At 54.8% G+C, this 15,711-nt stretch carries 14 protein-coding genes; 6 read left to right on the top strand and 8 right to left on the bottom strand.

The features are described from left to right. Positions 1 to 250 precede the first annotated feature (250 nt). Together GRPL_RS21240 and mdtD are read left to right on the top strand one after the other, a co-directional pair. Positions 251 to 952 carry a FadR/GntR family transcriptional regulator gene (locus GRPL_RS21240; RefSeq protein ID WP_032690145.1) on the top strand — a complete coding sequence of 234 codons (702 nt, stop codon included), beginning with the start codon at positions 251 to 253 and terminating at the stop codon, positions 950 to 952. 12 nt (positions 953 to 964) lie between these two features. Further along, the gene (gene mdtD / locus GRPL_RS21235; protein WP_032690146.1) at positions 965 to 2,362 is read left to right on the top strand and encodes a multidrug transporter subunit MdtD; all 1,398 of its coding nucleotides are present in this window, start codon (positions 965 to 967) and stop codon (positions 2,360 to 2,362) included. Here mdtD and rbsR read toward each other — a convergent pair. The 7 genes from rbsR to kup form a co-directional block, all read right to left on the bottom strand. After that, the gene (gene rbsR / locus GRPL_RS21230) at positions 2,359 to 3,342 is read right to left on the bottom strand and encodes a ribose operon transcriptional repressor RbsR (protein WP_032690147.1); all 984 of its coding nucleotides are present in this window, start codon (positions 3,340 to 3,342) and stop codon (positions 2,359 to 2,361) included. The two genes, mdtD and rbsR, sit on opposite strands and share 4 nt — an antisense overlap. A gap of 12 nt (positions 3,343 to 3,354) precedes the next feature. After that, positions 3,355 to 4,287 carry a ribokinase gene (gene rbsK, locus GRPL_RS21225; RefSeq protein WP_162180056.1) on the bottom strand — a complete coding sequence of 311 codons (933 nt, stop codon included), beginning with the start codon at positions 4,285 to 4,287 and terminating at the stop codon, positions 3,355 to 3,357. Between the two features lie 99 nt (positions 4,288 to 4,386). After that, positions 4,387 to 5,277 carry a ribose ABC transporter substrate-binding protein RbsB gene (gene rbsB / locus GRPL_RS21220; protein WP_004869247.1) on the bottom strand — a complete coding sequence of 297 codons (891 nt, stop codon included), beginning with the start codon at positions 5,275 to 5,277 and terminating at the stop codon, positions 4,387 to 4,389. A 27-nt stretch (positions 5,278 to 5,304) separates the two neighbouring features. Next, entirely contained in the window at positions 5,305 to 6,270 is a 966-nt protein-coding gene (gene rbsC / locus GRPL_RS21215; RefSeq protein WP_004869245.1) for a ribose ABC transporter permease, read from the bottom strand. 5 nt (positions 6,271 to 6,275) lie between these two features. Continuing rightward, the gene (rbsA, locus tag GRPL_RS21210; RefSeq protein WP_032690149.1) at positions 6,276 to 7,781 is read right to left on the bottom strand and encodes a ribose ABC transporter ATP-binding protein RbsA; all 1,506 of its coding nucleotides are present in this window, start codon (positions 7,779 to 7,781) and stop codon (positions 6,276 to 6,278) included. 10 nt (positions 7,782 to 7,791) lie between these two features. Continuing rightward, positions 7,792 to 8,211: a D-ribose pyranase gene (gene rbsD / locus GRPL_RS21205; protein WP_032690150.1), complete on the bottom strand. Its 420-nt coding sequence runs from the start codon at positions 8,209 to 8,211 to the stop codon at positions 7,792 to 7,794. 185 nt (positions 8,212 to 8,396) lie between these two features. Then, on the bottom strand, positions 8,397 to 10,265 hold the full coding sequence (gene kup, locus GRPL_RS21200) for a low affinity potassium transporter Kup (RefSeq protein WP_004869240.1): 1,869 nt from the start codon (positions 10,263 to 10,265) through the stop codon (positions 8,397 to 8,399). A gap of 217 nt (positions 10,266 to 10,482) precedes the next feature. Between kup and ravA the strand changes: the two genes are divergently transcribed. Both ravA and viaA read left to right on the top strand, forming a co-directional pair. Then, the gene (ravA, locus tag GRPL_RS21195) at positions 10,483 to 11,982 is read left to right on the top strand and encodes an ATPase RavA (protein ID WP_032690151.1); all 1,500 of its coding nucleotides are present in this window, start codon (positions 10,483 to 10,485) and stop codon (positions 11,980 to 11,982) included. Beyond that, positions 11,979 to 13,427: an ATPase RavA stimulator ViaA gene (gene viaA / locus GRPL_RS21190; RefSeq protein ID WP_032690152.1), complete on the top strand. Its 1,449-nt coding sequence runs from the start codon at positions 11,979 to 11,981 to the stop codon at positions 13,425 to 13,427. Before ravA ends, viaA begins: the two co-directional genes overlap by 4 nt. Positions 13,428 to 13,444: 17 nt before the next feature. Here viaA and asnA read toward each other — a convergent pair whose 3' ends face one another. Continuing rightward, positions 13,445 to 14,437 (bottom strand): aspartate--ammonia ligase, encoded by a 993-nt coding sequence (asnA, locus tag GRPL_RS21185; protein ID WP_032690153.1) that lies wholly within the window; start codon positions 14,435 to 14,437, stop codon positions 13,445 to 13,447. A 153-nt stretch (positions 14,438 to 14,590) separates the two neighbouring features. Here asnA and asnC point away from each other — a divergent pair, with 153 nt between their 5' ends. Then, positions 14,591 to 15,049 (top strand): transcriptional regulator AsnC, encoded by a 459-nt coding sequence (gene asnC, locus GRPL_RS21180; RefSeq protein ID WP_004869233.1) that lies wholly within the window; start codon positions 14,591 to 14,593, stop codon positions 15,047 to 15,049. Between the two features lie 91 nt (positions 15,050 to 15,140). Then, positions 15,141 to 15,581, top strand: coding sequence for an FMN-binding protein MioC (gene mioC / locus GRPL_RS21175; RefSeq protein ID WP_004869231.1), 441 nt, complete (start codon positions 15,141 to 15,143; stop codon positions 15,579 to 15,581). The last annotated feature ends 130 nt before the right edge of the window (positions 15,582 to 15,711 follow it).

A 15,711-nucleotide genomic window follows, 5' to 3' on the forward strand; every position in this document is an offset into this window, starting at 1 on the left:
CCGTTGGCGTTCATCTCTGAACCCCGCTGACCCGGCGGCTTGCGTGCCGTTGTTCCGTGTCAGTGGAGGCGCATTATAGGGAGTTCTGAGACGTTGACAAGCCCTGTTTTAAAAAAACTTTTCAACCGTCTCTTTTTTCACCAAACCAGCTCGTAACGTGGCAAAAAACCAGCGTTTTGCTGTTTTAACCAACGAAATAGTCCACCAGATGGCATACTGATACAGATAAAAAGAGAAAGGAACGGCATATATGTCTTTAAGCGCACAGCAACTGGCGGCACAAAAGAACATCTCCTGGGTATTAGCAGAGAAACTGGCTCAAAAAATCCTGACCGGCGAATACCCGCCGGAAAGTATTCTTCCTGGCGAAATGGAATTGGGCGAACAGTTTGGCGTGAGTCGCACCGCGGTACGCGAAGCGGTTAAGACGCTTACCGCCAAAGGGATGCTGTTGCCGCGCCCGCGTATCGGTACCCGAGTCATGCCACGCAGTAGCTGGAACTTCCTCGACAAGGAGCTGCTCTCATGGTGGTTAACGGAAGATAACTTTGAAGAGGTGGTGAGCCATTTCCTGGTTATGCGCAGCAGCCTGGAGCCTCAGGCCTGTTTTCTGGCGGCCACCTTTGGCAACGCAGAACAAAAGGCCCAGCTCAATACCTTAATGGAAGAGATGGGCCAGTTAAAAAAACGCTTTCTGCGCGAACGCTGGATAGAAGTCGATATGGCCTGGCATGAGCACATCTATGAAATGAGCGGAAATCCGTTCCTGATCGCATTCGCTTCTCTGTTTCATTCGGTCTACCACACCTACTTCACTTCGATTACTCAGAACGAAGTGGTAAAGCTGGATCTCCACCAGGCCATTGTCGACGCTATCCAGGATAGCGATGGCCCGCGAGCGCTTAACGCCTGCCAGACGTTATTGAACGCACCAAACCATTCAGGCAAGTAACAAGGGTTCCGCATGAGCGAAAAAAAAGGGCGCAGTATGGCCGGACTGCCGTGGATTGCAGCCATGGCTTTTTTTATGCAGGCGCTGGATGCCACGATTCTCAACACCGCCCTTCCCGCCATTGCGCATAGCCTAAACCGTTCACCGCTGGCCATGCAGTCTGCCATTATCAGCTACACATTAACGGTCGCTATGCTTATCCCGGTCAGCGGCTGGTTAGCTGACCGCTTCGGCACCCGTAAGGTGTTTATCATTGCCGTCGGCCTGTTTACGCTCGGTTCACTGGCCTGCGCCCTCTCCAGTTCATTAATGGAGCTGGTTATCTTTCGCGTGATTCAGGGGATAGGCGGCGCCATGATGATGCCGGTGGCGCGCCTGGCATTATTAAGAGCCTACCCGCGCAGCGAACTGCTCCCCGTACTGAACTTCGTCACTATGCCCGGACTTGTTGGCCCGATTCTTGGGCCGGTGCTCGGCGGCGTGCTGGTCACCTGGGCCAGCTGGCACTGGATTTTCCTCATTAATATTCCTATCGGCATTATCGGGATACTGTACGCGCGCAAATATATGCCGGATTTCACCACGCCGCGCCGCCGTTTCGATACCAGCGGTTTTCTGTTGTTTGGATTGAGCCTGGTACTGTTTTCCAGCGGCATCGAACTGTTTGGCGAGAAAATCGTCGCAACCTGGATAGCTCTTTCGGTCATTGCCCTTAGCGTTATACTGCTGCTGGCTTATATCCGCCACGCGCGTCGCCACCCGACTCCGCTGATCTCGCTTTCTTTATTTAAGACGCGCACCTTTTCGGTCGGTATTGCCGGTAATCTGGCCACCCGTCTGGGCACCGGCTGTGTGCCGTTTCTGATGCCCTTGATGTTGCAGGTCGGTTTTGGCTATCCAGCGATCGTCGCAGGCTGCATGATCGCTCCCACCGCAATCGGCTCGATTATCGCGAAATCAACCGTGACTCAGATTTTACGCTGGCTCGGCTATCGGAAAACCCTGGTCGGCGTCACCATTTTTATCGGACTGATGATTGCCCAGTTCTCCTTCCAGTCTCCGGCAATGCCTGTCTGGATGCTCTTGCTACCGCTGTTTGTGCTGGGGATGGCGATGTCCACCCAGTTCACATCGATGAATACCATCACGCTGGCCGATTTGACCGATGATAACGCCAGCAGCGGCAATAGCCTGCTGGCCGTGACGCAACAGCTATCCATTAGCCTCGGGGTCGCCATTAGTGCCGCAGTGCTACGCTTTTATGAAGGGTTCGACAGCGCCAGTACCGTTGAGCAGTTCCACTACACCTTTATTACGATGGGGGCGATTACCGTGGTTTCGGCGCTGACATTTATGCTGTTAAGAGCGAAAGACGGCCGCAACCTGATTAAAGAGCGGCATAAGCGTTAAACGGAGCCGCGAACGACCAGCTCCGGGGTGAGCTGAACGCGTTGCTGCTTCTGACCCGGATCGGCCATGCGATGAATCAGCACGTCGATGGCCAGTTCGCCCAGTTCATCTTTCGGCTGATGGATAGTAGTCAGTGGTGGCGTCATATAGCGCGCCAGTTCGATATCGTCATACCCCACCAGCGCCATATCCTGCGGAATTCGTAACCCGGCCTGATACAGCGATTGATATGCCCCAACGGCCATCGCGTCGTTGCCGACGAAGACCGCCTGCGGCCGCTCGGGTAAGGCGAGCAGCTTTTGCATGGCGCTAAATCCGCCGCCAAATTCGAAATCACTGGTAATGACATAACCGTCCATCACCGGAAGCCCGGCGCGCGCCATCGCCGCGTGATACCCCTCTAGGCGCAGGCGCGACGGCGTTTTATCCAGCGGCCCTGCAATACAGGCCACGCGGGTATATCCTTTATCAATCAGATACTGGGTTGCCATATCGCCGCCCAGCAGCGAGTTGTCCTGAATCAGATCGCTATCGCCGTCGAACGGCGCCCAGTCCATCATCACCGTAGGGACTGACGGGTAGCGCTGCATAATTTCCGGTGAAGGCTGATGCGTTTCGGTACACAGCAGCAGCAGACCATCGACGCGTTTTTGCATCAGCGTCTCAAGATTGCGGTTCATGCGCTGCTCATCGCCTTCGGTATTACACAGCACCAGACTATAGCCTCGCTCAAAACAGCTGCGCTCCACGCCGCGCACCAGTTCCGAATAAAACGGATTGGTACTGGCGGTGATCAGCATGCCAATGGTCCGGGTCTGGTTTAATTTGAGGCTACGCGCCAGCGCAGACGGCGCATAGTTAAGGTTTTTAATCGCCGCATCAACTTTGGCGGTAATCGCCTCGCTGACGAAGCGATCTTTATTAATGACGTGAGAAACTGTTGAAGTGGAAACGCCCGCCTCGCGGGCTACATCCTTCATGGTAGCCAAACGTTACCCCTGTTGACGTAAAAACTCGTCGATTTCTTCGCGCCATGGTACGGAAGGCTGTGCGCCTTTACGGGTAACGGCAATCGCCGCCGCGGCATGGGCAAAACGGATCGCTTCGTCCAGCGCGATTCCTTCCAGTAAGGCCGTCACAAAAGCGCCATTAAAGGTATCACCAGCGGCAATGGTATCGATGGCCTGAACTTTAAAACCGGGAACCCGACGGCCTTGACCTTCATGGCTGACCCATACGCCCCGGCTGCCAAGCGTAATCATCACGATACCAATGCCTTTGTCATGCAGCACACGGGCCGCGTTAGCCGCATCGTCATCGTTTTCCACGCGGATGCCGGTCAGCTTCTCGGCTTCGGTTTCGTTAGGCGTAATGATATCCACCAGCGCGAGCAGTTCATCTGACAACTCACGCGCCGGTGCCGGGTTAAGCACCACGGTGGTTTGATGCTGATGCGCGATTTTTGCTGCCGCCAGCACGCTTTCCAGCGGTGACTCCAGCTGCATCAGCAGCGCCTGAGCACCCGCAATACGCACTTTTTCCGCCTCAACCTGCTCGACAGAGAGCGCGGCGTTAGCTCCGGCATGAATACCGATGACATTCTCACCTTCGGCGTTAACAAAAATCAGCGCCACGCCGGTCGATTGATCTTTGACCGCCCGCACCGGCGCAACATCGATACCATCGCTCTGGAGCTGGCGACGAACGCGTTCACCGATATCGTCATCGCCGGTACAGGCAATAAACGCAATATCCGCGCCGCTTCGCCCGGCGGCGACGGCCTGGTTAGCCCCTTTACCGCCGAAAGCCACCTGATAATGATGACCGGTGACGGTTTCGCCCGGCGTCGGGAAAGATTCAAGGTTAAGAATGTGATCGGCATTGATGCTGCCAAGGACGACAAGTTTGCCTGCGGTTTTCATTATTTCTGTTCCCGGGAAAGCGCGCCACCGGATTCCGGTGGCGCATGCCCTGCTTTTCTTTTTTATATTGTCCCTCGGACCGTTTCCGACCCGAATCGCATATTACTGCTTAATGACCAGCTTCAGCTCAACCGGATAGCTGGCATCCACTTTCTCACCCTTCAGCACTTTATCAGCAGTTTCGACGCCTTTCACGCCGATCTGCTCTGGCAACTGAGCGATGGTCGCTGCCAGTTTGCCACTATTTACGGCTTTTTCGCCATCCGGAGTACCGTCAAATCCAACCACCATCACATCGGATTTGCCTGCCGTTTGTAATGCACGCAGCGCACCCAGCGCCATTTCATCATTCTGCGCAAATACCGCTTTCACATCAGGATGGGCGGTCAGCAGGTTCTGCATGACGTTCAGACCTTTGGTACGGTCGAAGTCCGCCGGCTGGCTGGCCAGAACATTGAATTTGTGCGCGGCAACGGCCTGCTTAAAGCCCTCACCACGTTCACGAGCCGCGGAAGTCCCTGCAATACCCTGCAGTTCAATCACTTTCGCGCCTTCACCGGCTTTCTTCGCAATGTAGTCGCCGGCCATCTTACCGCCCAGCACGTTATCAGACGCGATATGGCTGACGACATCGCCTTTCGAAGCCTGACGGTCGAGGGTAATCACCGGGATCTTCGCCTGGTTAGCCATCTTCACGGCGTTACCTACCGCATCAGAATCGGTAGGGTTAATCAGCAGCAGCTTCGCGCCACGGACCGTTAAATCCTGTACGTTCGCCAGCTCTTTCGCCGGGTTGTTCTGCGAATCCAGTACGACAAGGTTGTAGCCCAGTTTGTCCGCTTCTTTCTGCGCCCCCTCTTTCAGGGAAACAAAGAACGGGTTATTCAGGGTAGAGATAACCAGGGCGATAGTATCTTTCGCCATCGCGTTGGCGCTGACGGTTGCACTGAGAGCCACAGCAGAGACCAGGGTCGCCAGTTTTTTCATATTCATAGTTAAGATGTCCTGTAGAGTTCTGAGTTACTGCTTTTTGTTGTCTACCAGCACCGCCAGCAAAATTACCACCGCTTTCACGATCATCTGGTAATAGGAAGAAACGCCTAATAGATTCAAACCGTTGTTCAGGAAGCCAAGGATCAGCGCGCCAATCAAGGTACCGACAATACGCCCTTTCCCCCCCGCCAGACTGGTGCCGCCGAGCACAACCGCCGCGATAGCATCCAGTTCATAACCGGTACCCGCCGTCGGCTGCGCGGAAGAGAGGCGCGCCACTTCGATAATCCCCGCCAGCGAAGCCAGCAGGCCGCATAACGAATAGACGATGATTTTCACTTTATTGACGCTGATGCCGGATAAGCGGGTCGCCGCCTCGTTACCGCCCAGCGCATAGATATAACGACCCAGCCGCGTATGGTGCAGCATGTACCAGGCCGCCAGAAAGACGATTGCCATAATCCATACCGGCGTCGGAACCCCTAACGGGCGCCCGATACCAAACCAGCCAAACAGGTCGGCGTTATCGGTAAACCCGGTGTTCACCGGACTGCCGTTGGTGTACACCATCGTCACCCCGCGCAGGAGCAGCATCATCACCAGGGTGGCGATAAAGGCCTGAACACGCCCTTTCGCCACAATCACGCCGGTCACCGCGCCAATTGCCGCGCCTAAAGCAAGCGCTGCGGCAATCGCTACCAGCGCATTCACCTCCAGCCCCACAATCGATGCCGCAACCGCACCGGTCAGCGCCAGCAGGGAGCCGACGGACAGGTCGATCCCCGAGGTCAGAATGACCAGCGTCATTCCGACGGCCATAATGGCGTTGACCGACGTCTGCTGCAGGATATTGAAGAGGTTATTAACGGTAAAAAAGTTGGGGCTCATGGTCGAAACAATCGCTATCAGCACCAGCAGGGCAATCAACGACTTTTGCTCCATCAGCCATGCTTTTGTGAAATAGCGGCGACCAGTAACAGCCTGGGTTGTCATCTTTTTTACTCCTGATTCACACGGTTAAGCTTGCCCACAGCGGCAGCCATCAATACTTCCTGGGTGGCCTGCTCGCGTGTGAACTCACCGCCGAGATGCCCTTCATGCATCACCATGATGCGATCGCTCATGCCCAGCACTTCCGGCATCTCCGAAGAGACCAGAATGATGCTCAGACCATCGGCTTTAAACTGGTTGATCAGCTGATAGATCTCTTTCTTCGCACCAACGTCCACGCCGCGGGTCGGTTCATCAAGGATCAGCACCTTCGGCCGCGTCATCAGCCCGCGGGCGATGGCCACTTTTTGCTGGTTACCACCGGAGAGCAGGCCTATTGCCTGTTCCATCGACGGCGTTTTCACATTGAACAGGCGGATAAAATCGCTCACCGCCTGCTGCTCATCTTTGTGCTTCAGGCGGCCACCAGCATGGCTGAAATAGCGCAGCGCCGTTAACGACATGTTTTCTTTCACCGACATACCGAGCACTAAGCCATCACGCTTGCGGTCTTCGGAGATATAGACAATCCCGTTTGCCAGACCATCCTGAGGGGAACGGGTCACCACTTCATGGCCGTCGAGCGTGACGGAACCGCTGGTGCGCGGCAGCGCGCCGTACAGCACCTTCATCAACTCCGTTCGCCCGGCCCCCATCAGCCCGGCGACGCCGAGAATTTCGCCCTGACGGAGGGAAAAAGTCACATTTTCAACACCCGGCCCGCACAGGTTGTCCACCTTCAGACGAACCGTACCGGGCGCTTTATCCAGGTGCGGATACTGATCTTCCAGCTTGCGGCCAACCATCATTTCGATCAGCAGATCTTCATTCAGACTGGCGACCTCGCGCTCGGCGATAAACTGCCCGTCGCGAAAGACCGTCACATCATCGCAAATCTCGAAGATCTCTTTCATACGGTGGGAGATATAAACAATCCCGCGCCCCTGCGCTTTCAGCTCGCGGATGACGCGGAACAGAGATTCCGTTTCGGTATCGGTCAATGCGTCCGTTGGCTCATCCATAATGATGACCTTCGACTCAAAGCTCAGCACCTTGGCGATTTCAACCATCTGCTGATCGCCAATCGACAGATCGCCCACCAGCTTCTGGCTGTTAAAGCGTAAATTCAGCTTTGCCAGCAGTTTGTCGGCTTCGGCATACATCGTTTTCCAGTCGATTTTGCCAAACCGGTTGACGAACTCACGACCGAGGAAAATGTTTTCCGCGATCGTCAGTTGTGGGATCAGGTTGAGTTCCTGGTGAATAATGCCGATACCGGCTTCCTGGGAGGATTTCGGTCCGTTGAAGGTGACCTCTTTGCCGAGCCACAACAGCGAGCCGGCATCGCGGGTATAGATACCGGTCAGCACCTTCATCATGGTGGATTTGCCGGCACCGTTTTCGCCGACCAGCGCCATCACGCGGCCAGCATAGACATTGAGCGAGGCGCCGGAGAGCGCCTTAACGCCAGGGAACGCTTTATCGATCCCTTTTAATTGCAATAAGGCTTCCATATCGGCGACCTCAGAACGTCACGCCGGCACAGAGAATAACGTTCGCATACGGGGAACACTCCCCGCTGCGAATCACCGCCTGACTATCTGCGGTTTGTTTTTTAAACTGCTCATGACTGGTGTAACGAATTTCAATGGTGTTTCCCTGGTGTTGCTGCAGCAGCTCAAGGTGAGTGAGCAACGTCGCATGGAGCTGCGGATTGTGTGTCTTTATCTCTTCCGCCAGGATCGCCGCCTCAACCTGCATTTCCGCCGTCACCACCTCCAGAACCTGCATAAAGGAGGGAACGCCCTGGGTTAATGCCATATCGATGCGCGTGCTGCTGCGGGGAACCGGTAAACCGGCATCGCAGACCACCAGCGTATCGGTATGACCCAGGCGGGAGATAACCGAAGAAATATCAGCGTTAAGTACGGTGCCTTTTTTCATTTTTCTCTTTTGCTCCATTAGCGAAACGTTTCGCTGTCGCAAGTATTGTCAATACACGCATGAAAAACCATCACCAGAAGAGAGAAATGTGATCGCCATCGAAACGTTTCGCAAACGCCGGGAAGGAAAAGTGAAGCGGGGCAAAAAACCAAAAAAAGCCCTTCACGCGGAAGGGCTTCAGAGCATCAGATTTCGACCTGGGTACCGAGTTCAATCACCCGGTTTGGCGGGATTTCAAACTGATCCGGCGCCCTCAGGGCGTTACGCTGCAGCAGGAGGTACAGTTTTCCACGCAGACGCAAATACCATGGCCGTTTGCCGATAATCAGCGACTCATGCGACATAAAGAACGAGGTTTCCATCATCCGGCAGCTCAGACCTTCCAGCCCGCAGCGGTGGAACACCTCTTCCACGTTTGGCGTTTCGCGCCAGCCGTAGCTGGCCACCACGCGCCAGAACGACGGCGAAATCTGCTCGATCTGCACCCGGCGGACGTTATGCACATAAGGCGCATCTTCAGTACGCAGCGTCAGCAGAATCACGCGTTCATGCAGCACCTTGTTGTGCTTAAGGTTATGCAGCAGGGCAAACGGAATCACGTTCAGCGCACGGGACATATATACGGCAGTCCCCGGTACGCGAACCGGCGGTGATTTCTCGAGGGAAGAGATCATCGCTTCCAGAGAGTTACCGTGTTCATGCATCCGACGCAGCAGACGGAAACGCTCGCTTTTCCAGGTCGTCATCACGGTGAACATCACCAGACCCAGGGTTAACGGCAGCCAGCCGCCGGAAACAATCTTATCGAGGTTGGCCGAGAACAGCGGAAAATCAATGCTCATAAAGGCGATAAGGAGCAGCGCGACAACGAACTTATTCCAGCGCCAGTTTTTACGCGCGACCGTAGTGAAGAGAATCGTGGTCAATACCATGGTTCCCGTTACCGCGATCCCGTACGCCGCCGCGAGGTTCGAAGAGTGCTCGAAGTTGATAATCACGATGACCACCGAGACATACAGCAGCCAGTTGATGAACGGAATATAGATCTGTCCGGACTCCATTTCCGAGGTATGAATAATCCGCATCGGCGACAGATATCCCAGACGAACCGCCTGGCGAGTCAGCGAGAAGACTCCGGAAATTACCGCCTGCGAGGCGATAACCGTCGCCAGCGCCGCAATGATCAGCATCGGAATCAGCGCCCATTCAGGAGCCAGCAGGAAGAAGGGGTTTTTGATCGCTTCCGGGTGCTGCAACAGCAGCGCTCCCTGGCCGAAGTAGTTCAGCACCAGCGAGGGCAGCACCACCGAAAACCAGGCCAGGCGAATCGGTAGTTTGCCAAAGTGCCCCATATCCGCATACAGCGCTTCGACACCGGTAATGGACAGCACCACCGCGCCCAGCGCAACAAAAGAGACGGTTTTATATTCAAGGAAGAAATGAACCGCCCAGTAAGGGTTTAGCGCCTGCAGCACTTCCGGGTTGGCGATAATGCTGCGCGCGCCCAGCACCGCCAGCAGCAGGAACCAAATCAGCATAATCGGCGCGAACAGCTTGCCGACCATACTGGTCCCGTGCTTCTGGATAGCAAACAGCAGCGTCAACACGATAATGGAGATGGGGACAATCCAGGTATCCAGATTAGGGGCGATAATTTCCAGCCCTTCAATCGCCGACATGACCGAAATCGCTGGCGTAATCACCACTTCACCATAGAAGAAGCTGCCGCCGATCAGGCCAAGAATAACCAGAACCGACGTCATTCGCGCAGACGTATTACGCCCCGCCAGCGACATCAGCGTCAGGATCCCCCCTTCACCGGCGTTATCTGCGCGCATTACGAAGGTGATATATTTGAGTGATACGGTAAAGATCAACAGCCAGAATATTAGCGACAGAAAGCCAAAAACAGCATCACGTTCAACGCCAAACCCAAACTGACCAGACAGACATTCCCGAAGTGTATACAGCGGACTGGTACCGATATCTCCGTATACCACGCCGATAGCCGCCAGCGTTATTGCTGGCAACGATTGCTTATTATCAGTGCTCATAGACTAGTCTTTTCGTTTATAAAACAAATGTGTGCCTAGTCCCTTGGCCCACAAAAAGCGCACAGTATGCACGATTATTTGCTGAATCGTACCCCTAACAAACATCATATTAACCTGGCTCAAAGAAAATAAATCGATTCTTCAGGCTATTACCATCCCTAATCAAACATCTATACTCGAATCAATAACGACACATGAAAAAGCACGCAACTCAATTATGGCTCAATCACATTTACTGGCAGAAAGAATTTCCCGGCTCAGCGCCTCCCTCGAAAAAGGTTTGTTCGAACGCAGTCACGCGATACGACTCTGCCTGCTTGCCGCACTCAGCGGCGAAAGCGTTTTTTTACTCGGTCCGCCGGGCATCGCTAAAAGCCTGATCGCCCGCCGCCTCAAATTCGCCTTTCAGCAAGCCCGCGCTTTTGAATACCTGATGACCCGCTTTTCTACTCCGGAAGAGGTTTTTGGCCCCCTCTCCATCCAGGCGCTGAAGGATGAAGGACGCTACGAGCGCCTGACGACAGGCTATCTTCCGGAAGCCGAAATCGTCTTCCTCGATGAAATCTGGAAAGCTGGCCCGGCTATTCTCAACACCTTACTGACGGCAATCAACGAACGTCAGTTCCGCAACGGGGCGAAAGAAGAAAAAATCCCCATGCGCCTGCTGGTGGCGGCCTCAAACGAATTACCGGAAGCGGACAGCAGCCTTGAAGCGCTGTACGATCGCATGCTCATCCGTTTATGGCTGGATAAGGTCCAGGATAAAACGAACTTCCGCTCGATGCTGATAAGCCAGCAGGATGAAAACAGCAACCCGGTCCCTGCCAGCCTGCAGGTCAGCGACGAAGAGTTCCGGCAGTGGCAGCAGGATATCAGCGCCGTGAAGCTACCGGACAGCGTGTTTGAGCTTATCTTCCAGCTCCGCCAGCAGCTGGATACGTTATCGGGTTCGCCTTATGTCTCGGATCGGCGCTGGAAAAAGGCCATTCGTCTGCTGCAGGCCAGCGCCTTCTTCAGCGGCCGGGATACCATTGCCCCTATCGATCTTATTTTGCTGAAAGATTGCCTGTGGCACGATATCGAAAGCATGAATCTGATGTCACAGCAGCTGGAAACCTTGATGACCAGCCATGCCTGGCAACAGCAGGCAATGCTGACCAAACTGGGCGCCATAACCCAAAGACGCATCCAAATCCAACAGCAGCACAGCGACAAAACCGCGCTGAAGGTCACGCGCCTCGGCGGGATGTTCAGCCGTAAACCGCATTATGAATTACCGTCTGAACTCAAGGATACCACGCTGACCCTGCTGCTCCAGCAGCCGCTTAAGCTGCACGATATGGAAGTTATTCATATAACCTTCGTCCGCGAAGAGCTCTCGCACTGGCTGGAAAAAGGCGGTGAAATCCGCGGTAAGCTTAACGGCATTGGTTTCGCCCAGCAGCTGAATATCGATGTCGATGCCAGCCAGCATCTGGTCGTTCGCGACGTCAGCCTGCAAGGCTCCCGCCTTTCGCTGCCCGGCAGCGAATCGCAAGAAAACATGCCGGCCGAAATCCGCCAGCAGCTGGAAGCGCTGGATGACGAGTGGCACCAGCAGCATAACCGCTTTAGCGAACAGCAAAAATGTCTGTTTATTCCCGGTGACTGGCTAGGACGTATTGAAGCCAGCCTGCAGGACGTCGGCACGCAGATTAAACAGGCGCGACAGCCATGACGCTGGATATGCTGAATGTCATGCTGGCAGTCAGCGAAGAGGGGATGATCGAAGAGATGCTGCTGGCGCTGCTGGCCTCTCCTCAGCTTGCCGTGTTCTTCGAAAAATTTCCGCGCCTGAAGAATATTATCGCCGCCGATATTCCGCGCTGGCGGGAAGCCGTCAGAGCACGACTCAAAGAGACGCCGATCCCGCCGGAGCTGGATGTTGAAGTCCAGAACTATCAGCGATCGCAGCTGCTCTCCACCTCGCAGTTCATCGTGCAGCTCCCGCAGATCCTTGGCCAGCTGCATCAGCTGCACTCGCCGTTTGCCGCCCAGGCGCAACAGCTGGTGGATGACAATGCGACCTTCACGCCCGCACTACATACCCTGTTTTTACAGCGCTGGCGTCTGAGTCTGGTGGTGCAGGCAACCACACTCAACCAGCAGCTGCTGGATGAAGAACGCGATCAGCTGCTGAGTGAAGTCCAGGAGAGGATGACCCTGAGCGGACAGCTGGAACCGGTGCTGGTGGAAAACGATAACGCCGCGGGCCGGCTGTGGGATATGAGCGCAGGCGAGCTGAAGCGCGGCGACTATCAGCTGATCGTTCGCTACGGTGACTTTCTCAGCCAGCAGCCGGAGTTGATGCAGCTGGCTGAGCAGTTAGGCCGCTCGCGGGAAGCCAAATCGGTACCGAAAAAGGATGCGCCGATGGAAGCCTTTCGCAGCCTGGTTCGTGAGCCGGCAACGGTACCGGAACAGGTTGATGGCCTACAACAGAGCGACGATATCCTGCGCCTGCTGCCGCCGGAGCTGGCGACGCTGGGGATCACTGAACTGGAATTCGAGTTCTATCGCAAGCTGGTAGAAAAGCAGCTGCTGACCTATCGGCTACATGGCGACGCCTGGCGGGAAAAAATCACCGAGAGGCCGGTGACCCGACAAGATGTTGACGAACAGCCACGCGGACCTTTTATCGTCTGCGTCGATACTTCCGGCTCGATGGGCGGTTTCAACGAACAGTGCGCCAAGGCGTTTTGCCTGGCATTAATGCGGGTGGCGCTGGCGGACAATCGCCGCTGCTTTATTATGCTTTTCTCCAGTGAGGTCGTGCATTACGAGCTGACGGGCCCGCAGGGTCTGGAGCAGGCGATCCGCTTCCTGAGCCAGCGTTTTCGCGGCGGTACGGATTTAGCCAGCTGTTTCCGTTCCATCATTGAGCGAATGCAAAACCCGCAGTGGGTCGATGCCGATGCGGTGGTGATTTCTGATTTTATTGCCCAGCGGCTGCCGGATGAGGTGATCAATAAGGTGGGGGAGCTACAGCGTAAGCATCATCATCGCTTTCATGCGGTAGCGATGTCTGTCCATGGCAAACCCGGCATCATGCGCATCTTCGATCATATCTGGCGCTTTGATACCGGGTTACGTAGCCGCCTGCTGCGACGCTGGCGGCGTTAACGGATCTCTCGGGGCGATTAAAGGAGCGAAGCCACGCTCTCACGAACCTGCGCCGGCCATACGCCGCACTGTACCTGGCCGATATGATCCAGCTGCAGCAGCAGCATGGTAAGACGGGATTGACCAATGCCGCCGCCGATGGTCTGCGGCATTTCACCGCGCAGCAGCGCCTGGTGCCACTCCAGCTTCAGACGATCCTCATCACCGGTGATCGCCAGCTGGCGCTTCAGGGCCTCGGCATCCACGCGGATCCCCATAGAGGAGAGCTCGAAAGCGTCTTCCAGCACCGGGTTCCACACCAGAATATCGCCGTTCAGGCCGCTAAAGCCTTCCTCAACCGATGTACTCCAGTCATCATAATCCGGCGCACGAACGTCGTGACGCTGGCCATCAGAAAGCTTACCGCCAATCCCCATCAGGAATACGGCTCCCAGCTCTTTCGCAATCGCCCGCTCGCGGCCTTTAGCATCGAGACCCGGATAACGGCTCAGCAGCGTCTGGCTATGGACAAACTGAATCTGTTCCGGCAGGAACGGCGTCAGGCCAAACTCTTTACATACAGCGGCTTCGGTCGCTTTAATCCCGGCGTAGATAGCCTCTACGGTTGATTTTAATGTACCGGCATGGCGTTCATCATCACCCATCACGCGTTCCCAGTCCCACTGGTCGACGTAAACAGAGTGGATGGCGGTCAGTCGGTCTTCATCGGGGCGAAGGGCCTTCATGTGCGTGTACAGCCCTTCGCCCGCGCTGAAGTCGTGTTGTCCCAGGGTTTGACGTTTCCACTTCGCCAGTGAATGAACCACTTCGAACTGGGCGTCTGGCAGCGTTTTCACTTTCACCTGAACCGCTTTCTCGCAACCAGACAGGTTGTCCTGAGTCCCGTCTCCTACGCGGCTTAAGATAGGTGCCTGGACTTCAATCAGACCAAGCTTCTCTTCCAGCTGGCGGGAAAAGTGAGACTTAACGAAACTAATCTGGCGTTGTTTTGCGATGTATGCGGTTTTCATTTTTTTATTACTCCTGCGTCCTGTTGATATTGATTAAGCAACAAAAATGGCCACCAATACAATAATCAAACAACAAAAAGCCATGTTCACTTTTGATTCATTAAAATATACGGCTAATATAGAAAGAATCTTCAAACATCATAAGAAAAACCTATGGAAAATTATCAGATCGACAATCTGGACCGCGGCATCCTGGAAGCCTTAATGGCCAATGCCCGTACCGCCTATGCCGAACTGGCCAAACAGTTTGGCGTCAGCCCGGGGACGATTCATGTTCGCGTAGAGAAGATGAAACAGGCAGGGATCATTACCGGCGCCCGTATCGACGTGAACCCCAAACAGCTCGGTTACGACGTCTGCTGCTTTATCGGCATCATTTTGAAAAGCGCCAAAGACTATCCCTCCGCGCTGGCCAAACTCGAAAGTCTCGACGAGGTCACCGAGGCCTACTACACCACCGGGCACTACAGCATCTTTATTAAGGTGATGTGCCGCTCGATCGATGCCCTGCAGCAGGTACTTATCAACAAGATCCAAACAATCGATGAAATTCAGTCCACCGAGACCCTGATCTCCCTGCAGAACCCGATCATGCGGACCATCCGCCCGTGATCGGGCTTTTTTAATCCCACATTTTCCACAGGTAGATCCCAGCTCTCACACAGCGTACAATGTGCCACTCTGAATAATTGAGCAGACGATCATGGCAGACATTACGCTTATCAGCGGCAGTACCCTGGGCAGTGCGGAATATGTAGCGGAGCATCTGGCTGAAAAGCTGGAAGAGGCGGGCTACAGCACCGAAATCCAGCACGGTCCGTTGATCGAGGATCTGCAGGCTGAGGGGATCTGGTTAGTTATCTCCTCTACACATGGTGCGGGTGATATCCCTGATAATCTGCTGCCGTTCTATGAAGCGCTTCAGGAAAAGCAGGCAGACCTGTCCGCCGTTCGTTTTGGCGCCGTGGGCATCGGCAGCCGCGAATACGACACCTTCTGCGGCGCCATCGACAAAATCGACAGCGCATTGAAGGCATGTGGCGCACAACAGATCGGCGAAACGCTGAAGATAAATGTCCTGGAACATGAAATTCCGGAGGATCCGGCTGAGATTTGGGTCGGATCCTGGAAAGATTTGCTCTAAGTTTTGTAAAGATCGTCCGATCCTCTGTGGATAACTACACTTAAAAGCTCTGATCAACCGGTAGTTATCCAACGTATAACCAGTGGCTGCTTTTTGACCTGTGTATAACCCTTCATTTTGATCCCAGCTT

The organism is Klebsiella planticola ATCC 33531 (assembly GCF_000735435.1).
GTDB lineage: Bacteria > Pseudomonadota > Gammaproteobacteria > Enterobacterales > Enterobacteriaceae > Klebsiella > Klebsiella planticola.